Genomic DNA, 18543 nt, shown 5'->3' on the forward strand with positions numbered 1-18543 from the left:
GGGACGTTGGATGGAGCGGACGTGACCACGGCAAGGGGGCCGGTTCGGATCCGCGGGGGCGGATCTGGGCCACTCACCAAGCACACACCGCCCCGACCGGTCACGCTCAAACCTGCGCCGGTGATGACGTCGCAGTGGGGTTGGTGAGTGCCTCAGGTCCGCACCAGCAACGATCCAGCGGGCCGGCCCCGACACCGGTAGGACCCGTCACCCACGGAAACGTCACAAGAGCCGGAATAGCAGGTATCGCCCCGCCACAACCTGTCTCAGGTCCCGACAACTGCCGGGAACGGACCCGGTAGGCCCCTGGATGCACGAGTCCCACCACAGCGGCGTACGGGGTATTAGTACGTGGGAGCGGCGTGGGTCGCGGTGGGTTGACGGGTTGGTGCGGTGATGGTGAGGACCAGGTAGGTGAGGAAGCCGACGACCAGACCGACCGCCCACGAGTAGTCGTACAGCGGCTTGAGGATCGGGATCAGGCCGTCCTGCGGGAACGGGCCGGCGCCGGGGTTCGAGTACGCGCCGCCGACGGCCAGCAGCGAGCCGAGCAGGGTGGCGACGACGCCGCGCCAGTTCCAGCCGGCGGAGTACCAGTAGCGGCCGTCGGTCAGGTAGAGGTCGGCGAGGAACAGGTTGGTCCGGTCGATCAGCCAGTACCCCGCGATCAGTACTCCGGCCACCGACGCGAGCAGACCGCCGTAGAAGGACAGCCAGACGAAGATGTAGATGGACGGATCCGAGATCAGCCGCCACGGCTGGATCACGATGCCGACCACGCCGGTGACCAGTCCCGCTGTGCGGAAGTTCAGCCACCGGGGGAGCGCGTTGGCGAAGTCGTACGACGGGCTGACGACGTTGGCGGCCACGTTGCACGACATCGTCGCGAGGATCGCCATGACCAGGCCGATCGTGACGACCACCGGGTTCTCGAACCGGCGGGTCAGCTCGACCGGGTCCCAGATCGCCGTACCGTAGACCAGCACCGTGCCCGACGTGGTGATGATCGAGACCAGCGCGATGAACGACATCGTCGTCGGCAGGCCGATGATCTGGCCCCAGACCTGCTGCCGCTGGCCCTTCCCGAACCGGGTGAAGTCCGGCATGTTCAGCGACAGCGTCGCCCAGAACGCGATCATGCCCATCAGCGCCGGCGGGAAGATCTTCCAGAAGTCGCTGCCCCAGCCGAGTTTCGACGGCTGGTCCAGGATCGGCCCGAGCCCGCCGGCCTTGACCAGGATCGCGATCATCAGCGCGAGGAACGCGACCGTGACCAGCGGCGCCGCCCAGTTCTCGAACCGTCGGAGGCCCTCGATGCCACGCCAGATCAGCCCCATCTGGAGCACCCAGAAGAACGCGAAGCTGAGCCACATCGTCCACGGGTGGCCGCCGATCGCGGACGCGTCGGTCCAGCCCTTGCCGAACAACTCACCGAGGATCACGTAGATGGCCTGCCCGCCGATCCAGGTCTGGATGCCGAACCAGCCACACGCGATGAAGGCCCGCAGCAAGGCCGGGAAGTTCGCGCCGCGGACGCCGTAGAAGGCGCGCGCGAAGACCGGGAACGGGATGCCGTACTTCGTCCCCGCATGACTGTTCAGCAGCAGCGGGACCAGGACGATCAGGTTCCCCAGGGTGATCGTGAGGAACGCCTGCAGCCAGTTCATCCCAAGCGCGACCAGGCCGGCCGCCAGCAGATAGCTCGGGATGTTGTGCGCCATGCCCATCCACAGGGCGGCGTAGTTGTACGTCGTCCAGGTCCGCTCGGGCAACCGGGTCGGCGCGAGCTCGGCGTTGGCGTACGGGCTGTTGGCGATCGCGTCCTGATCGCTCAGCTCGACCCGCCCATCGGAATGAACGGTCTGCTCTGTCGTGGTCATTGGCCCCACCACCCGATCCGTCGAGGACGTTCCGCTTCGGAACAACGTGCGGTACGACGTGACGTCCTGTCAACGGACAACTACAACAATGCGCCGTCAGGCCATCAGCCGGGGCCGAGCAGCGGCAGCGTCGGTCGGCGCGGGGTGCCGAGAACCTCGTAACCGCGCTTGATCGCGTCCTGCAGTTTCTCGAGCGGCCAGGGCCAGTCGTCGGTGTGCTGCAGTGCGTCGTCGAGCGAGGTGCCGGCGTAATGGAGCCCCGAGATGGTGTTGGCGACCGTCCCCAGATCACCGGCCTGGGTGCGGACGAACTCCGCATCCACGACGGCGCCATGTCCTGGAACGACCTTCGCGGTGTCCGACAACAGGCCGATCACGCGGTCGAGCGTTTCGGGCCATTCGAGCGGATAGGAATCGTCGCCGTACGACGGCCATGCGGACTCCTCGACGAGATCGCCGACGAAGAACACGTCCACATCCGGTACGACGACCACCACGTCGCCGTCGGTGTGTCCGTTGCCCAGATGCAGGAGCTCGACCCGGCGATCACCGAGGTCGACGACCTTCGCGACGGAGAAGGTGCTGGCAGTCAGCTTCGCGGCGGCGGCGGTGTTCTCGTGCGCGATGACCTCGGCCTGCTCGAACACGCTGTTGCCGACGACGTGGTCGAAGTGAGCGTGCGTGTTGACGACCCAGCGCACCGGTACGTCGGTGGCCTCGCGGAGGTGGTCACGGAGTTCCTCGGCCTGCTCGGTCGTGGCCCGGGTGTCGATCAGCAGTGCGCCGTCGGTCCCCGCGACCAGGCCGATGTTCAGGTCCCATTCGTCGTACCGCCGGACCCAGCACCGATCCCCGACCTCGACCCACTCGCTCATGGCGCCGAGATTACTGCTCAGCACATCGCCCGCCGACAGCCACCCTGATCCAGGGAGCGGAATCGGACTTGAAGGCGGCCCGGGACGGGCTTAGTGTCACGGTGGCGGCTCGCAATTTTCGGCGCTGCTCCGAAAACTTTCGAAGGGCGGACGTTTTGACGACACGACGTGCACTGGTGGTCCGGGGCGGCTGGGAAGGTCACTCCCCGGTCGAGGCGACCGACCTGTTCATCCCGTACCTGCGGGAGAACGGCTACGAGGTCACCGTCTCGGACACGACCGAGAGCTACCTGAACCTGGACGGTGTCGACCTGGTGCTGCAGTGCGTCACCATGAGCGAGATCCCCGCCGAGCACGTCAAGGGCCTGGACGCGGCGATCCGGAACGGCACCGGCCTGGCCGGCTGGCACGGCGGCATCGCGGACTCGTTCCGGAACAGCGCGGACTACAACTTCATCGTCGGCGGGCAGTTCATCTCGCACCCGCACGGCTTCACCGACTACCGCGTCGACGTGGTCGCCGAGCACCCGATCGTCGAGGGCATCAGCCACTTCGACGTTCACACCGAGCAGTACTACATCCACTACGACCCGACGGACACGGTGCTGGCGACCACTACGTTCCAGTCGCACCCGGACTACCCGTGGATCGAGGGCGCGGTGATGCCGGCCATCTGGACCCGGACCTGGGGTGAGGGCAAGGTCTTCGTCTGCACCGTCGGTCACAAGCTGGACGACCTCGAGGTTCCCGAGGTGCGCACGATCATCGAGCGGGGGCTGCTGTGGGCGAGCAAGTGACAGGCATCGGCATCGTCGGCACCGGAGTCATCTCCGGCACCTATCTGGACCACCTGGCGAAGCTGCCGGGTGTCGACGTGGTCGCGGTCGCCGACCTGGACGTCAGCCGCGCCCAGGCGATCGCCGACAAGAACCCGGGCATCCGCGCACTGTCGCCGCAGGAGTTGTACGCCGCGGACGACGTCGACATCGTGCTCAACCTGACGATCCCCGCCGCGCACGCGCCGGTGCATCAGGCCGCGCTCGAAGCCGGCAAGCACGTGTACGGCGAGAAGCCGCTGGCCGTGGACCGCGCCGCGGCCGAGCCCCTCCTGAAGTACGCCGCTGCCAACAACCTGCGCGTCGGTTGCGCACCGGACACCGTGCTCGGCACCGGCACCCAGACCGCGCGGGCGGTCATCGACCGCGGTGACATCGGCGTACCGCATGCTGCGACCGCGTCCTTCGTCACGCCCGGACACGAGCTGTGGCACCCGGCGCCGGAGTTCTACTACCAGCCCGGCGGCGGTCCGGTCCTCGACATGGGTCCGTACTACATCACCAGCCTGGTCACCCTGCTCGGTCCGGTACGGCGGGTCACCGCGTGGAGCGGTCGGTCGAAGGAGGAGCGCAAGATCCACACCGGTCCGCGGGCCGGCGAGATCTTCCCGGTCCAGGTGCCGACGCACGTGACCGGCGTACTGGAGCACGAGTCGGGTGCATTGACCACTGTGTTCATGTCGTTCGACATCTGGGCCACACGGCTGCCGCGGATCGAGGTGCACGGGACCGAGGGCAGTGTGTCGGTGCCGGACCCGAACGGCTTCGACGGCACGGTGGAGATCGCCACGGCCACGAACCGTGACTGGACCGAGGTCCCGGTCAGCGGTGGGTACGCCGGAGCCGGCCGGGGAGTCGGGGTCGCGGACATGGCGCGTGCGCTGCGCACCGGTGAGCCACACCGGGCCGACGGCGCACTGGCCTACCACGTGCTCGACGTACTCGAGTCACTCCTCGAAGCGGCCGCCCAGGACCAGCCGGTGGACGTCGCGAGCACGGTCGGCCGCCCGGCCGCCGTACCGTTGGGGGCGTCGCCCGAGTCCGCCTGAGACCCGTCCCACGCCGCAACGCGTCGGTGCGAGCTACTACGGCTCGGTAGACTGGCACTCTGAGCGCTGGAGTGCCAAGGGTCGACGCTGAGAGAGGGTGGTGCGCGTGCTGGACGACCGCAAGCTGGATGTACTGCGCGCCATCGTCGAGGACTACGTGGCGACCCACGAGCCGGTCGGCTCCAAAACACTGGTGGATCGGCACAACCTCGGGGTGTCGCCGGCGACCGTGCGCAACGACATGGCCGCGCTGGAGGAGGAGGGGTACATCACCCAGCCGCACACCAGCGCCGGCCGGATCCCGACCGACGCCGGTTACCGGCTGTTCGTGGACAAACTGAGCACGGTCAAGACGCTGTCCCCGGCGGAGAAGAAGGCGATCACGTCCTTCCTGGCCGGTGCGGTCGACCTGGACGACGTCGTCCGCCGTACCGTCCGGCTGCTCGCGCAGATCACCCGTCAGGTCGCGATCGTGCAGTATCCGTCGCTCAACCGGTCGAGCGTCCGGCACATCGAGGTCGTCACGATGACCCCGCGCCGGCTGCTGCTGGTCCTGATCACCAGTACCGGCCGGGTCGAGCAGCGGATCGTCGAGCCGCCGCACGACGTCGACGAGCAACTGATCGCGGACGTGCGATCGCGGCTGAACACGGCCCTGGCCGGACAGCGCCTGACCGAGGCGGCGACCTCGCTGGCAGCCGTTCCGGAGGCGTTCCAGCCGTCCGACCGCCACCTGGTGGCGGCGATCGTGACGACCCTGATGGAAGCGTTCACCGACGAAGGCGGCGAGCAGCGGATCGCGGTCGGCGGCGCGGCCAACCTGACCCGGTACGGCGACGACTTCGAGCGCAACGTGAAGCCGGTGCTGGAGGCACTGGAGGAGCACGTCATCCTGCTCAAGCTGCTCGGCGAGGCGACCAACCCGCAGACCCTGACGGTCCGCATCGGGCACGAGAACCCGTACGAGGAACTGGCCACCACCTCGGTGGTCGCGACCGGGTACGGGTCCAAGTCGGAGGCGCTGGCCACGCTCGGCATCGTCGGCCCGACCCACATGGACTACCCGAGCACGATGGGCGCCGTCCGCGCCGTCGCGCGTTACGTCAGCCAGATCCTGGCCGACTCATGACTATCGCTATCAACCCCTGGTCTGGAGTATGAGCACCGATTACTACGCCGTCCTGGGCGTCAGCCGTGACGCCTCACCGGACGAGATCAAGAAGGCGTACCGCAAACTGGCGCGCCAGTACCACCCGGACGTGAACGACTCCGAGGACGCGCACCACAAGTTCCAGGAGATCGGCCGCGCGTTCCAGGTGCTGAGCGACCCGCAGAAGCGGCAGATGCACGATCTCGGTGGTGATCCGTTCGCGACCGCCGGCGCGGGCGGCGGGGCCGGTGGGTTCGGTCAGGCCTTCACCTTCACCGACATCATGGACGCCTTCTTCGGCCAGACCGGCGGGGCGACCCGCGGGCCGCGGCCGCGGACCCGGCGTGGCCAGGACGCGCTGATCCCGCTGCGGATCGACCTCGCCGAGGCGGCGTTCGGGACGACCCGGGAGCTCAAGGTCGACACCGCCGTGCTGTGCCCGACCTGTTCGGGGTCCGGCGCGGCGGCCGGGTCCGAGCCGGTCACCTGCGAGATCTGCCACGGCCGGGGCGAGGTCACCCACACGCAGCGGTCGTTCCTCGGTGAGGTGCGGACCATGCGGCCGTGCCCGAACTGCCGCGGCTACGGCACGACCATCCCGAACCCGTGCGTCGAGTGCGCCGGCGACGGTCGTGTCCGGTCCCGCCGTACCGTCACCGTGAAGATCCCCGGCGGCGTCGACAGCGGCACCCGGGTGCAGCTGTCCGGCCAGGGCGAGGTCGGCCCCGGTGGCGGCCCGGCCGGCGACCTGTACGTCGAGATCGAGGTCGAACCGCACGACATCTTCACCCGCAACGGCGACGACCTGCACTGCACCGTCACGCTGCCGATGACGGCGGCGGCGCTCGGCACCACGATCGACCTGCCGACCCTCGAGGGCGAGACGACCCCGCTGGAGATCCGGCCGGGCACGCAGTCCGGCACCGCGCAGACGCTCACGGCCCGCGGTGTCCCGCGGCTGCGGCACGCGGGGCGCGGCGACCTGATCGTCCAGGTGATCGTCGAGACCCCGACCAAGCTCGACGACTCGCAGGCCGACCTGCTCCGGCAACTCGCCGAGTCCCGTGGCGAGGAGCGCCCGCAAGGCCACGTCCAAGCCACCCACAAAGGCGTCTTCGGCCGGCTCCGCGACGCCTTCGGCGCCCACTAGATGGGAGTCGCGGTCTTCTTCGCCGAGAAGCTGGACGGCGACGAGCTGACCCTGGAAGGAACCGAAGGCCGGCATGCGGCCGTGGTTCGGCGGATCGGGCCCGGCGAGCGGGTTCGGTTGACCGATGGGCGCGGGGCCTGGGCCGAAGGGCCGGTGGTTGCTGCGGGCAAGGCTGGGGTGACCGTGGCCGTGGATGAGCGCGGAAGTGTGCCGGCGGCGCGGCCGCGGGTAGTTGTGGTGCAGGCGGTGCCCAAGGGGGAGCGGGCCGAGCTTGCGGTGGAGATGCTCACCGAGGTGGGCGCCGACGTGATCGTGCCGTGGAACGCGGAGCGGAGTCAGTTCCGCGCCAACCCGGAACGGGTCGCCAAGACGCTCGCGAAGTGGCAGGCGTGGGCCTTCGAGGCGAGCAAGCAGTCGCGGCGGTCGTGGTTCGCCGAGGTCGCGCCGATCGCCTCCACCGCCGAGGTCGCGCAGTTGCTCGCCGCTGCCGCGCTGCCGGTCGTGCTGCACGAGGAAGCCACAGTCCCGCTCGCTGCCCTCGACGTACCTGATGACGGCGACGTCGTGATCGTGATCGGCCCCGAGGGTGGCATTGCCCCGGACGAGCTGACCGCCTTCGGGGTCGAGCCGGTCCGGCTCGGCGACACCGTCTTGCGCACCTCGACGGCCGGGGTCGCCGCGGCTGCCGCGCTCCTCGCGCGCTCGCGCTGGATCTGACCGCGCGCTGTCCGCAGGCCAGAGACGACCTAGACTGCTAGACACCAACCGAACCTCCCTGTGCGACGAGGATCGAGCACTTATGGCTGTGGAATCCGCTCGAACGCGCGCGCTCAGCCACGCCGACCCGGCCGGGGTGCCGTTGCAGGCGGCGCTCGACGCGCTCGCCGACCCGGTCCGCCGGTCGATCCTTCGTGACTTGGCCGGGCACGACGACTGGACCCGTGCCTGCGGCACCTTCGACCTGCCCGTGACGAAGGGGACCCGCAGCCACCACTTCGCCGTACTGCGCGCCGCCGGCCTGATCGAGCAACGCGACGAGGGCGCCCGCCGCCTCAATCGCCTCCGCCGCCCGGAATTCGACCAGGCCTTCCCGGGCCTCCTCGCCGCGACCATCGACCGCGCGGACTAGGAGTTGCTCGCGCCAGCCGGTTGATAGCGGCCGGGACCTGCGGGCGTGCGGTGCGGACCTGAGACACTCACCAACCCCGCCGCCGCGTCATCACGAGCGCAGGTCTGAGCGTGACCGGTCCGGGTGATGCCTGCTTGGTGAGTGGCACAGATCCGCTCCGCGGATCCGAACCGCCCCATGCCGGGAGCGTGTCCGCTCCATCCACTGCCCCGCCGCGCCGTCCTCGGCCCGGGTGGATCGGAGCTGTGAACGGATGGCGGGGATCGTCTTTGCGCCAGCCGCTAACCAACTGCTGGGGCCTCGGACGAGAGGTGGTGAGCCGGGAGCCGTTATTCCTTGTCCCAGCCCACGACGAGCTGTACCCACCCATCGAGAAGGTTCCCGTCGCCGAAGCCCGTGCGCCGACCCGGGTGGACGGGCAGCCATGCCGTGATCCTTACAGAGTCCGAACATCGCGCCGATGGTCCTCGAACGGGGTTCGGGGAGAGTCGTTCTGGTCAGGTTGACCGAGAACGAGGAGTGCAGAGATGCGCAGGTCTGTGCGCGGCACGGTGGCGGTGGGTACGTCGGCCGTCCTACTGGTGGGCGGTCTGGTCGGAGGTACGACGGTTGCGTCGGCCGATCCGAGTCCGACGCCGACTCCGACGTACAAGCAGGTCACGCTCAGCCCGGAGGAGTCGCAGCGGCTGTGTGCCGAGAAGCTGCCGAAGCTGATCGAGCGCCGCGACAAGCTGGCGAAGCGGATCAGCGGCGGCGCGGACGTGAAGGGCTCGGTCGCGTGGCTGAAGGCGCGCGCCGAGAAGCAGAAGGCCAAGGGGCACGAGAAGATCGCCGCCCAGCTCCAGAAGCGGGCCGATCGCCGGTCCGAGCGGCTCACCCAGCTCGGCACGATGAAGACGAAGCTCGAGACCTTCAAGTCCCAGCACTGCCAGGTCGCGAAGTGATGCGCAAGGTCCTGGTCGTGCTCGCGGGTACTGCGGCGATGGTGATCGGACTGTCGTCGTGTGGGAACTCCGCCGAGCAGTCCGGTCGGCAGGGAACCGGACAGCCCGCTTCTGCTCCGGCGGCCACTCAGCAGGTGGGGTCGCCGGAGCAGGAGCTGGCGGGGATCGGGTCTACCCTGGACGCGATCGATGGCGAGCTGGCAGCAGACGGCTCACCCTGAGCAGGCACTCCAGGAGCAGATGATGACCGCAGCCGCTCGCGGGCTGGTCCTGGTCGTGGAGGACGAGGTGGCGATCGCCGAGGTGATCGCGCTGTACCTGCGGCGTGACGGGTTCGGCGTACAGGTCGAGTCCGACGGCGAGGGCGCGCTGGCCGCCTGGCGGCGGCTCCATCCCGTCGCGGTGATCCTCGACATCGGGCTGCCGGGACGCGACGGCACGGACATCTGCCGGACGATGCGCGCGGCAGGGGACTGGACTCCGGTCCTGTTCGTCACCGCGCGCGACGACGAGGTCGACCGGCTGCTCGGCCTCGAGCTCGGCGCCGACGACTACGTCACCAAGCCGTTCAGTCCGCGCGAACTGGCCGCGCGGGTGCGGACCGTACTGCGGCGATCGGCCGGCACGTTGCCTGCGGGAGACGTGCTGTCGGTGGGGGCGGTGCGGGTGGATGTGAGTCGGCGGCGGGCGTGGGCCGGTGACGCCGAGGTGAGTCTGACCTCGACCGAGTTCGATCTGCTCGCGCAGTTGTTCCGGCGGCCAGGACGGGTGTTCGAGCGGGATGAGTTGCTGAGCTCGGTGTGGGGTTACCAGGCGTCGGCCGGGACACGGACAGTCGACGTACACATCGCTCAGCTCCGGGCCAAGCTCGGATCGTCCAGTCCCATCCGCACCGTCCGCGGCGTCGGGTACGCCGCGGATCTCGACTGATGGCGTCCGTGCCACCCGATCTCCGCTCAGCAGGAGACGAGGTCGGGCGGGGATCACTGGCGACCCGGATCGTGGTCGCTTGCGTCGCGGTGGCCGGGATCGCCGTGCTGGTCGCGGGCGTGGTGATGGCGGGGCTGGCCCGGCGGTCGGCTCAGAACGTGTTGCAGGACTCGCTGGCCGCGCAAGCTGATGTGATCGCCAGTCAGGTGGACGAGCGGGGTGCCGGGTCGCGAACGGTGGGCCTCGGGCGGGTCGCCCAAGTGGTGCGCGGGCAGGGGATCGTCGTGGTGATTCTGCTGCCCCGGAGCCGGATCCAGCCGACGGACCAGCGGTCCATCCAAGCCGCGACCATGGCAGGGCTGAACGACATCGGGAGAACGCAACGGATCTCGGCCACGGTGAGCGTCGACGGCACGGACTATCTGGTCGAAGCGCGCGGCATCGGCGAGAGTTCCGGCTTCGCGCTGGTGGAGCCTGTGCGGCTGGCGGCGGATACCCAGCGGATCCTGATCCGCAACATCCTGTTCGCGCTCGGCGCCGGTCTACTGGTGGCGGCGCTCGCTGGTGCCCTCCTCGGCCGACTGCTCGGCCGGCCACTACGTCGTACGGCGGATGTCGCGGCGGCCATGCGTCAGGGGCGACGGGATCTGCGTGCACCGGTTGAGGGACCGGCTGAGGTGGCTGAAGTGGCGCAGGCGGTCAATGAGCTCTCGATTGCCTTGCAGCACAGTGAGGAGCGGCAGCGGGAGTTCTTGCTCTCGGTCTCGCATGAGCTCAGGACACCGCTGACCGCCGTCCATGGGTTCGCCGAGTCGCTTGCCGATGGAGTGGCGACGGATCCGCGGCACGCCGGGCAGGTCATCCAGCAGGAGTCGCAAAGGCTCGAGCGGCTGGTGAGCGACCTGCTCGACCTGGCCCGGATCGGGGCCGACCAGTTCCAGCTCGATCTCGCGCAGGTGGATCTGCGCGAAACACTCAGCGCGTGCGCCGAGGTCTGGCGGGTGCGCTGCGAGCGCCAAGGTGTGCACTTCCGCCTCGACCTGCCGCCCATGCCAGCCGTGGCCACGACCGACCCCCGCCGAATCCGCCAGGTCCTCGACGGCCTGGCCGAGAACGCACTCCGCGTCACCCTGCCCGGCGCCCACCTCACCATGTCACTCACCCAGCTCGGTCCAGGTGTCGTGGCGATCCAAGTCCGCGACGGAGGCCCCGGACTGGCCCCCGAGGACTACGCGGTCGCCTTCGAACGCGGCGTACTCAACCAGAAGTATCGCGGCCGCCGCCCGGTAGGCTCCGGCATCGGCCTGGCCCTGGCCCACGGCCTCATCACCAGACTCGGCGGCACCCTGACCGCCGCCCCCGCCCCCGAAGGCGGCGCAGCCTTCACCATCCAGCTCCCGACTACCTCACGATGATCGACGACCTCCACCAACCAACTACCTGACGATGATCGACTTGGAGTCGGAGTCGCTGATGGTGCCGTCGGCGTCGGAGATGAGGTAGGCGTCGATCTGGTAGGGGCCGGGGGTGAGCTTCAGTTCGATGAGGAAGGGCGAGAATTTCTGGCCTTCCTTGGTGTTGACGACGCTCTTCGACGTCTTGCGGGTCTTCAGGTTGGTGACCTGGTAGTTGACGGTTGCCTCGAAGGCGTTTGCGGTGCCTTGGATGGTGACAGGGTTTGCGGTGATCTCGCCGTCAGCCGGGGAGTCGATCCATACGAGCGCCTGGACGTCAGCGGCTTGGGCGCGGCCTAGCGGCGTACTGGTGTCGATCTGGCCGAAGAGCTTGGCGCCGGCGCGGCCCTGGCGGGTGATCTGGACCGGCTCGGTGCTGGTGTGGAGGGCGCCTTGGACGGTGTAGATCAGTTGCTGCGCGGCCACGTCCGCGACGTCAGGGTCGAGCGAGGCCGCCGGGAGCTCCTTGAAATCGACCGTCACGACGCCATCCGTGCGGGTGACGGCGTTGACCTCGGCGCCGCGCCAGACCGTGTAGTAGTCGGGGTCGGACGGCCCTTTCGACGTCATGATCCGGACCGCCTGCTCGGCCGGCCGGCCGCTGACCTTCGCCCAGGTGCGGTACAGCTTGACGGCTTTTGCCTTCACGGTCGGCGTCGGGTCGGCACCGGCCTGGGTCCCGGTCCTGTTGCCGAGCCAGTAGACCGGTACGAGCGCGCTCTTGACGGCCTGCTCCGGCTCGCCGCGCTCTGTGGGGACGACGGTCGGCGCGGCGCTTGTGCTCGGTGCGAGGGTGGCGGCGGTCGGCAGGGCGGATGGCGCGGACGTGGTGGCCGGGGACTTTGCGGACGGGACTCCGGTGGCGGTCGTGGTCGTGCCAGGGCCGGCTACCTCGTCGCCGTCGTTCGCGGAGTTCTGGTTGCCGTTGAAAACGGCGAAGGCGCCGATCGCCGCGGCGGTGCCGACCGCCGCCGCGCCGACGGTCAGGAGCCAGGGCCGCCGGGCCGCGGGCCGGCGTTGGGCGTGCGCGCGGGCGCGGATCTCCGGCAGGGCGTCGGCCGGTTCGATCCGGTCCGCCTCCTCGGAGAGGGCCCGCCGCATCAGTTCGTCGAACGGCTCGTTCGGATGGTCGTTCATCCGCGTCCTCGCTTCGCTCCGGGCGCGGCTGAGGCACAAGTCGTCCTGTGTTTGATGATGAACTCGCTCCGCTCGTTCATACGCTCTGCTCCAGGACCTGGCGGAGCGACTTGGTCGCCCGCGCGGCATGGCTCTTCACGGATCCCCGGCTGATGCCCATCGTGTCGGCGATCTCGGCCTCCGAGAGCTCACCGTAGTAGCGGAGCACCATCACGGTCCGCTGCTTCTCCGGCAGGGTGCGCATCGCCTCGATGACCCGGTCGGTCTCGGCGGTTCGCAGTACTGCCTGCTCCGCGCTCGGCTCGTCGGGGAGCGTGCGCGGGGTGTGCTTGTCGACGACCACCAGGTGTCGCTGGCGGGAGCGGCAGCGGTTGACGACCGCGGTGCGAAGGTACGCGAGCGCCTTGTGGGGGTCGCGCAGCCGGTGCCAGCGGCCGTGCATCGCGACGAACGCGTCCTGCACGATCTCCTCCGCCGCGCCGGTGTCGCGCAGCAGCAAGGCGCCGAGGCGAACCAGCGACGTGTAGTGCGCGGTATAGACAGCCGTCAGCGCCTCGTCGGCATCCCACGAGGACTCATGTGTCACGCACTCTTCGTACACCACGGCCGGTTGAGCCACGACACGAAGACGCGGCAATCACCTTCCAGGTTGACAGTGTTGTTGGCGGTCATGGGGCGTTGGCTCCCGCCCTTCCCTCGTCGCTCCGGTCGCTGCATTGGATGCCACGCCTCCGGCGCGGCAGGTCATGGGGCCTGGCTCCCGGTCTTCCCTCGTCTCTCCGGTCGCTTCGCTCCCTGCGTTCCTCAGTCCAGACCGGGGCCCCATGACCGGGCTCCCTACGCTCCTCAGTCCAGGGCGGGAGGCCCCATGACCGCGGCGGACTGTGGTCACTGAGCGTGTCTGGGTGAATTACAAGTGAGGCTGTCGGTGGGGGCGGCTAGCATGGGGTGATTACTTCACCGGCATCAGGAGGGAACAGGCTGTCCAGGCCACGCAGTATCGAACCGGAGGCGCGCGCGAACGGTCGCGGACGCGATGAGCTGTCCCGATCGAACACCGCCACCAGCACGCAGGCGTCGCACAAGATCGTCGTGCCGAACAGCATCGACATGGTGGCCCTGCTCGGAGCCCGGGACGAGTTCCTCCGCATCGTCGAGAAGGAGTTCGCCGCCGACATCATGGTCCGCGGCAACGAGATCACGCTGAACGGCGAGCCGGCCGAGCTGGCCCTGGCCGAGCGGCTGATCGACGAGCTGATCGCGGTCATCCGCACCGGGCACGGGCTGACCGCCGACTCGGTCGAGCGCAGCATCGCGATGATCAAGTCCGCCACGGCCGAGAGCCCGGCCGATGTCCTGACCCAGAACATCCTGTCCAGCCGCGGCCGCACGATCCGGCCCAAGACGCTGAACCAGAAGCGGTACGTCGACGCGATCGACAAGAACACGATCACGTTCGGCATCGGCCCGGCCGGTACAGGCAAGACGTACCTGGCCGTCGCCAAGGCGGTCCAGGCGCTGCAGGCCAAGGAGGTCACCCGGATCATCCTGACCCGGCCGGCCGTCGAGGCCGGCGAGCGGCTCGGGTTCCTGCCCGGCACCCTGTCGGAGAAGATCGACCCGTACCTGCGCCCGCTGTACGACGCTCTGCACGACATGCTCGACCCGGAGTCGATCCCGCGGCTGATGACGGCGGGCACGATCGAGATCGCGCCGCTGGCCTACATGCGCGGCCGGACCCTGAACGACGCCTACATCATCCTGGACGAGGCGCAGAACACCTCGCCGGAGCAGATGAAGATGTTCCTCACCCGGCTCGGTTTCGGCTCCAAGATGGTCGTCACCGGCGACGTCACCCAGGTCGACCTGCCGAGCGGCACCAACTCCGGACTGCGCGTCGTGCAGGACATCCTCGAGGGTGTCCAGGACCTGACCTTCTGCCGGCTGACCTCGCACGACGTGGTCCGGCACAAGTTGGTCGGCCGGATCGTCTCGGCGTACGAGAACTTCGAAGGGCAGCGCTGAGCCGAACCGATGAACGTCGAGGTCAACAACGAGTCCGGCGTGGAGATCGACGCACACGGACTGATGCGGCTCAGCCGATTCGTGATGTCGTCGCTGCGCCTGCACCCCGAATGTGAGCTGTCGATCAAGCTGGTCGACGAGGACACGATGGCGCGATATCACGTCGAGTTCCTGGACCTGCCGGGTCCGACCGACGTGATGTCGTGGCCGATGGACGAGCTGCGGCCCGGTGCCGAGGACGACGCCGACCCGCCGCTCGGGCATCTCGGTGACATCGCGCTCTGCCCGACCGTCGCGGCCGCGCAAGGGGCGAAGGCCGGCCACGGCACGTGGGCCGAGCTGGAGCTCCTGACCGTGCACGGCATCCTGCACCTGCTCGGCTACGACCATGCGGAACCCGCCGAGAAGGCGGAGATGTGGGACGTCCAGGGCCGCCTTCTGGAAGCATGGCGAGCCCCTGGAAACCGACTAGTGGATGCCTGATGGTTCCCTCAGGACAGGAGTGACGTTCTGTTGAGCTCCCACGACCTCGTTCTGCTGGTTGTGGCCGCGGTGCTCGTCCTGCTCGCCGGTCTGTTCGCCGGCGCCGAGGCCGCACTGTCGTCGTACTCCAAGGTCCGGGCGAACGAGCAGGTCGAGCTGGGCAACCTGCGCGCGGTCCGGCTCCGCGACCTGCTCTCGGACGCGCCCCGGTACCTGAACTCCCTGCTGCTGCTCCGCCTGAGCTGCGAGATCACCGCGATCGTGCTCGTCACGCAGGCCCTGTCCGGAGTCTTCGAACTCACCTGGGTACACATCCTGATCACCGCAGTGGTGATGGTGCTGGTCTCGTACGTGATCATCGGCGTCGCGCCGCGGACGCTGGGCCGGCAGCACTCGGACCGGTTCGCGATCGTCTCGGCCGGTCCGGTGATGGCGCTGACCAAGGTGCTCGGCCCGCTGCCCAAGGTGCTGATCATGATCGGCAACGCGCTCACCCCGGGCAAGGGGTTCGCCGAGGGCCCGTTCGCGACCGAGGCCGAGCTGCGCGCGCTGGTCGACTACGCCGAGAAGTCCGCGGTCATCGAGTCCGGCGAGCGGCAGATGATCCACTCGGTGTTCGAGCTCGGCGACACGATCGTCCGCGAGGTGATGGTGCCGCGCACCGACATGGTCTACATCGAGCGGCACAAGAAGCTCCGCCAGCTCACGTCGCTGGCGCTGCGGTCCGGGTACTCACGGATCCCGGTGATCGGCGAGTCCCTCGACGACATCCTCGGCGTCGCCTACCTCAAGGACGTCATGCGCCGGGTTTACGACAACTCCTCGGCCGAGTCGACCGAGCGGGTCGAGTCGGTGATGCGGCCGTGCATGTACGTGCCGGACTCCAAGCCGGTCGACGAGCTGCTGCGGGAGATGCAGGCGGCCCGGATGCACCTCGCGATCGTCGTCGACGAGTACGGCGGTACGGCGGGACTCGTGGCGATCGAGGACATCCTGGAGGAGATCGTCGGCGAGATCACCGACGAGTACGACGAGGACCCGGACTCGGTCCAGGAGCTGTCCGACGGCGCGTACCGGGTGTCCAGCCGGCTCCCGATCGACGAGCTCGGTGAGCTGTTCGGCGTACCGCTGGACGACGACGACGTCGACACCGTCGGCGGCCTGATGGCAAAGCTGCTCGGCAAGGTGCCGATCCCCGGCGCCGAGGTGGAGATCGCGGGCCTGTCGCTGACGGCGGAGCGGCCGTCCGGCCGGCGCAACCAGGTCGGTACTGTGCTGGTACGGCGGGGGCAGTCCGCCGCCACCCCGCAGGACCAGAACCACCAGCACGCGTAACCACTTCTGCTTTTGGAGTTTTCTTGTCAGACCTCTCGGCCGAGGACGCCAAACTCGTGACGCTCGCCCGCGCCGCCCGGGCACGTACCCGGGCCGCTGAAGGAGCCGCTGTCCGCGACTCCGACGGACGGACGTACGCCGCCTGCACGGTGGCACTCGACACCGTCGACCTGACCGCCCTGCAGCTGGCGGTCGCGATGGCGCTGGCGTCCGGCGTGAAAGGCCTGGAGGCCGCCGCGGTGGTCACCGACTCGGAGTCCGTCGACGTCGGCGTCGTCCGCCACTTCGCTGGTGCCGCCATTCCCGTAGTACTTGCCCAAGGCACCGGAGAGGTCCGCGATGTCGTCCACACCTGAGCCCTTCAAGTCAGGTTTCGCCTGCTTCGTCGGACGACCCAACGCCGGCAAGTCCACACTGACCAACGCGTTGGTCGGCCAGAAGATCGTCATCACGTCGTCGAAGCCGCAGACCACGCGGCACGCCGTACGGGGGATCGTGCACCGGCCGGACGCGCAGCTGATCCTGGTCGACACGCCTGGCCTGCACAAACCGCGGACCCTGCTGGGTGAGCGGCTGAACGACCTGGTGAAGACCACGTGGGCCGAGGTCGACGTGATCGCGGTCTGCCTGCCGGCCAGCGACAAGATCGGCCCCGGCGACCGGTTCCTGGTCACCGAGGCGGCGAAGGTCGCGAAGACCCCGAAGGTCGCGCTGGCCACCAAAGCGGACCTGGTCGAGCCGGACCGGATGCTCGAGCACCTGGCCGAGATCGCCACGCTGGGGGAGTCGGCCGGGATCGAGTGGGCCTCGATCATCCCGGTCTCCGCCACGTCGGGCTATCAGGTCGACGTCGTCACCGACGAGCTCATCAAGCTGCTGCCGGAGGGCTTCCCGCTCTACCCGGACGGCGACATCACCGACGAGCCCGAGGAGACGCTGGTCGCGGAGCTCATCCGCGAGGCCGCGCTCGAAGGCGTCCGGGACGAGTTGCCGCACTCGATCGCGGTCACCATCGAAGAGATGGGCCTGCGCGAGGACCGGCCCGAGGACAAGCCGCTGCTCGACGTGTACGCGAACATCTACCTCGAGCGGGACAGCCAGAAGGGCATCGTGATCGGCCACAAGGGCGCCCGCCTGCGCGAGGTCGGCGCGTCCGCCCGCCGCCAGATCGAGGCGTTGCTGGGTACGCCGGTCTACCTCGACCTGCACGTCAAGATCGCGAAGAACTGGCAGACAGACGCCAAGCATCTCCGCAAGCTCGGCTTCTGACGACTTGGAGAGATCCTCGGTGCTGACCAACCCCGTGTACGCCGCTCTGACCGGCCCGCACGCCACCTTCGCCGAAACCCGCGGCGACGCCCGGCGCTACCCGACCGCGGTCGCGCCGTTCCTCGGCCTGCCCGACAACCCGACCGACCAGGACTGGGCGGACGCCGCGACGCTCCTCGGCCCCGGCACCACCGCGGCCCTGATGCGCCCCGACTTCCCGCTGCCGGAGACCTTCAAGCTGGACCGCCAGTTCGACCTCGTCCAGTTCGTCGCACCCGAGTCGCTGGCCGCCGAGGACCCCGAGACGGTCGCCCTCGGTCCCGACGACGTACCCGAAATGCTCGCCTTGGTCGCCCTGACCGACCCCGGCCCCTTCCGCTCCCGCACCATCGAACTCGGCACCTACGTCGGCATCCGTCGCAACGACGAGCTGATCGCCATGGCCGGCACCCGCTTCGCCCTCCCCGACCACACCGAGATCAGCGCCGTCTGCACCCACCCGTCGTACCGAGGCCAAGGTCTCGGCAGCCGGCTGATCCGAGCCGTGGCAGCCCACATCACCTCAACCGGCCGCCAGCCCTTCCTCCACACCGGCGGCACCAACACCCCCGCCATCCGCCTCTACGAATCCCTCGGCTTCACCCTCACCAACCAAATGAAGGTAACCATCGTCGAGCCCGCATGACCGACATCCGCGCCGCTGGCGTACCTAAGAACAGGTAGTAGTCGGCTCGCGCGAGGACTTGATGGTGTCTTCAGGCGGGAGCCCGGCGGGATGAGGCAACTACCACCTGTTCTTAGGTACGAACCTGCTGGCGCCGATCCACTTGGCGGGCACGACTGGGCAGGTCCCGGCGTCGACCAGCGCGGCATGGTCGGTCCCTTCTCGGCAGGGTG

Annotated in this window: 20 protein-coding genes; 16 read left to right on the forward strand and 4 right to left on the reverse strand. The window is 68.9% G+C overall.

Translation table 11 applies throughout. The annotated features are described in order from the left end of the window. Positions 1 to 344: 344 nt before the first annotated feature. Positions 345 to 1880: an NCS1 family nucleobase:cation symporter-1 gene (locus tag OG555_RS26780; RefSeq protein WP_329475307.1), complete on the reverse strand. Its 1536-nt coding sequence runs from the start codon at positions 1878 to 1880 to the stop codon at positions 345 to 347. A gap of 104 nt (positions 1881 to 1984) precedes the next feature. After that, on the reverse strand, positions 1985 to 2755 hold the full coding sequence (locus tag OG555_RS26785; RefSeq protein WP_329475308.1) for an MBL fold metallo-hydrolase: 771 nt from the start codon (positions 2753 to 2755) through the stop codon (positions 1985 to 1987). Between the two features lie 155 nt (positions 2756 to 2910). On the opposite strand from OG555_RS26785, the gene OG555_RS26790 reads away from it, so the two are divergent. From OG555_RS26790 to OG555_RS26835, 10 genes are all read left to right on the forward strand, one after another. Beyond that, a complete protein-coding gene (locus OG555_RS26790) occupies positions 2911 to 3552 on the forward strand; it encodes a ThuA domain-containing protein (protein ID WP_329475310.1) in 642 nt (213 codons plus the stop codon). Further along, positions 3537 to 4640 carry a Gfo/Idh/MocA family protein gene (locus OG555_RS26795; protein WP_329475311.1) on the forward strand — a complete coding sequence of 368 codons (1104 nt, stop codon included), beginning with the start codon at positions 3537 to 3539 and terminating at the stop codon, positions 4638 to 4640. The genes OG555_RS26790 and OG555_RS26795 overlap by 16 nt, the downstream gene beginning before the upstream one ends. A 106-nt stretch (positions 4641 to 4746) precedes the next feature. Then, positions 4747 to 5769 carry a heat-inducible transcriptional repressor HrcA gene (gene hrcA / locus OG555_RS26800; RefSeq protein WP_329475312.1) on the forward strand — a complete coding sequence of 341 codons (1023 nt, stop codon included), beginning with the start codon at positions 4747 to 4749 and terminating at the stop codon, positions 5767 to 5769. Between the two features lie 28 nt (positions 5770 to 5797). Next, a complete protein-coding gene (gene dnaJ / locus OG555_RS26805; RefSeq protein ID WP_329475313.1) occupies positions 5798 to 6940 on the forward strand; it encodes a molecular chaperone DnaJ in 1143 nt (380 codons plus the stop codon). Further along, positions 6941 to 7657, forward strand: a complete 717-nt coding sequence (locus OG555_RS26810) for a 16S rRNA (uracil(1498)-N(3))-methyltransferase (protein ID WP_329475314.1) — start codon at positions 6941 to 6943, stop codon at positions 7655 to 7657. Between the two features lie 82 nt (positions 7658 to 7739). Further along, complete coding sequence (locus tag OG555_RS26815) at positions 7740 to 8069, forward strand: ArsR/SmtB family transcription factor (protein ID WP_329475315.1); 330 nt, start codon at positions 7740 to 7742, stop codon at positions 8067 to 8069. A 527-nt stretch (positions 8070 to 8596) separates the two neighbouring features. After that, positions 8597 to 9013, forward strand: coding sequence for a hypothetical protein (locus OG555_RS26820; RefSeq protein WP_329475316.1), 417 nt, complete (start codon positions 8597 to 8599; stop codon positions 9011 to 9013). After that, complete coding sequence (locus tag OG555_RS26825) at positions 9013 to 9234, forward strand: hypothetical protein (RefSeq protein WP_329475317.1); 222 nt, start codon at positions 9013 to 9015, stop codon at positions 9232 to 9234. The genes OG555_RS26820 and OG555_RS26825 overlap by 1 nt, the downstream gene beginning before the upstream one ends. Beyond that, positions 9203 to 9943: a response regulator transcription factor gene (locus OG555_RS26830; RefSeq protein WP_329475318.1), complete on the forward strand. Its 741-nt coding sequence runs from the start codon at positions 9203 to 9205 to the stop codon at positions 9941 to 9943. Before OG555_RS26825 ends, OG555_RS26830 begins: the two co-directional genes overlap by 32 nt. Beyond that, entirely contained in the window at positions 9943 to 11358 is a 1416-nt protein-coding gene (locus tag OG555_RS26835; RefSeq protein ID WP_329475319.1) for a sensor histidine kinase, read from the forward strand. Before OG555_RS26830 ends, OG555_RS26835 begins: the two co-directional genes overlap by 1 nt. Before the next feature lie 21 nt (positions 11359 to 11379). Here OG555_RS26835 and OG555_RS26840 read toward each other — a convergent pair whose 3' ends face one another. Next, positions 11380 to 12534 carry a Gmad2 immunoglobulin-like domain-containing protein gene (locus OG555_RS26840; protein ID WP_329475320.1) on the reverse strand — a complete coding sequence of 385 codons (1155 nt, stop codon included), beginning with the start codon at positions 12532 to 12534 and terminating at the stop codon, positions 11380 to 11382. 76 nt (positions 12535 to 12610) lie between these two features. Then, complete coding sequence (locus tag OG555_RS26845) at positions 12611 to 13120, reverse strand: SigE family RNA polymerase sigma factor (RefSeq protein WP_329475321.1); 510 nt, start codon at positions 13118 to 13120, stop codon at positions 12611 to 12613. Between the two features lie 524 nt (positions 13121 to 13644). Between OG555_RS26845 and OG555_RS26850 the strand changes: the two genes are divergently transcribed. From OG555_RS26850 to OG555_RS26875, 6 genes are read left to right on the forward strand one after another with little or no spacing between them, the layout of a single operon-like run. Beyond that, on the forward strand, positions 13645 to 14559 hold the full coding sequence (locus OG555_RS26850) for a PhoH family protein (protein WP_329484875.1): 915 nt from the start codon (positions 13645 to 13647) through the stop codon (positions 14557 to 14559). A 9-nt stretch (positions 14560 to 14568) separates the two neighbouring features. After that, positions 14569 to 15042: an rRNA maturation RNase YbeY gene (gene ybeY / locus OG555_RS26855; protein WP_329475322.1), complete on the forward strand. Its 474-nt coding sequence runs from the start codon at positions 14569 to 14571 to the stop codon at positions 15040 to 15042. Positions 15043 to 15072: 30 nt separating this feature from the next. Continuing rightward, positions 15073 to 16377, forward strand: a complete 1305-nt coding sequence (locus tag OG555_RS26860; protein ID WP_329475323.1) for a hemolysin family protein — start codon at positions 15073 to 15075, stop codon at positions 16375 to 16377. 23 nt (positions 16378 to 16400) lie between these two features. After that, a complete protein-coding gene (locus tag OG555_RS26865; protein ID WP_329475324.1) occupies positions 16401 to 16733 on the forward strand; it encodes a cytidine deaminase in 333 nt (110 codons plus the stop codon). Further along, positions 16717 to 17646 carry a GTPase Era gene (era, locus tag OG555_RS26870; protein WP_329475325.1) on the forward strand — a complete coding sequence of 310 codons (930 nt, stop codon included), beginning with the start codon at positions 16717 to 16719 and terminating at the stop codon, positions 17644 to 17646. Before OG555_RS26865 ends, era begins: the two co-directional genes overlap by 17 nt. Before the next feature lie 19 nt (positions 17647 to 17665). Then, entirely contained in the window at positions 17666 to 18331 is a 666-nt protein-coding gene (locus tag OG555_RS26875) for a GNAT family N-acetyltransferase (protein WP_329475326.1), read from the forward strand. The last annotated feature ends 212 nt before the right edge of the window (positions 18332 to 18543 follow it).

The sequence above is a fragment of the Kribbella sp. NBC_01484 genome (assembly GCF_036227145.1).
Classification (GTDB): Bacteria; Actinomycetota; Actinomycetes; order Propionibacteriales; family Kribbellaceae; genus Kribbella.

What these genes read in the sequence shown, in the direction of transcription:
- OG555_RS26780 (WP_329475307.1), bottom strand. Translation starts at nt 1,880, where the DNA reads ATGACCACGACAGAGCAGACCGTTCATTCCGATGGGCGGGTCGAGCTG.
- OG555_RS26785 (WP_329475308.1), bottom strand. Translation starts at nt 2,755, where the DNA reads ATGAGCGAGTGGGTCGAGGTCGGGGATCGGTGCTGGGTCCGGCGGTAC.
- dnaJ (WP_329475313.1), top strand. Translation starts at nt 5,798, where the DNA reads ATGAGCACCGATTACTACGCCGTCCTGGGCGTCAGCCGTGACGCCTCA.
- OG555_RS26810 (WP_329475314.1), top strand. Translation starts at nt 6,941, where the DNA reads ATGGGAGTCGCGGTCTTCTTCGCCGAGAAGCTGGACGGCGACGAGCTG.
- OG555_RS26815 (WP_329475315.1), top strand. Translation starts at nt 7,740, where the DNA reads ATGGCTGTGGAATCCGCTCGAACGCGCGCGCTCAGCCACGCCGACCCG.
- OG555_RS26820 (WP_329475316.1), top strand. Translation starts at nt 8,597, where the DNA reads ATGCGCAGGTCTGTGCGCGGCACGGTGGCGGTGGGTACGTCGGCCGTC.
- OG555_RS26825 (WP_329475317.1), top strand. Translation starts at nt 9,013, where the DNA reads ATGCGCAAGGTCCTGGTCGTGCTCGCGGGTACTGCGGCGATGGTGATC.
- OG555_RS26830 (WP_329475318.1), top strand. Translation starts at nt 9,203, where the DNA reads ATGGCGAGCTGGCAGCAGACGGCTCACCCTGAGCAGGCACTCCAGGAG.
- OG555_RS26835 (WP_329475319.1), top strand. Translation starts at nt 9,943, where the DNA reads ATGGCGTCCGTGCCACCCGATCTCCGCTCAGCAGGAGACGAGGTCGGG.
- OG555_RS26840 (WP_329475320.1), bottom strand. Translation starts at nt 12,534, where the DNA reads ATGAACGACCATCCGAACGAGCCGTTCGACGAACTGATGCGGCGGGCC.
- OG555_RS26850 (WP_329484875.1), top strand. Translation starts at nt 13,645, where the DNA reads ATGGTGGCCCTGCTCGGAGCCCGGGACGAGTTCCTCCGCATCGTCGAG.
- ybeY (WP_329475322.1), top strand. Translation starts at nt 14,569, where the DNA reads ATGAACGTCGAGGTCAACAACGAGTCCGGCGTGGAGATCGACGCACAC.
- era (WP_329475325.1), top strand. Translation starts at nt 16,717, where the DNA reads ATGTCGTCCACACCTGAGCCCTTCAAGTCAGGTTTCGCCTGCTTCGTC.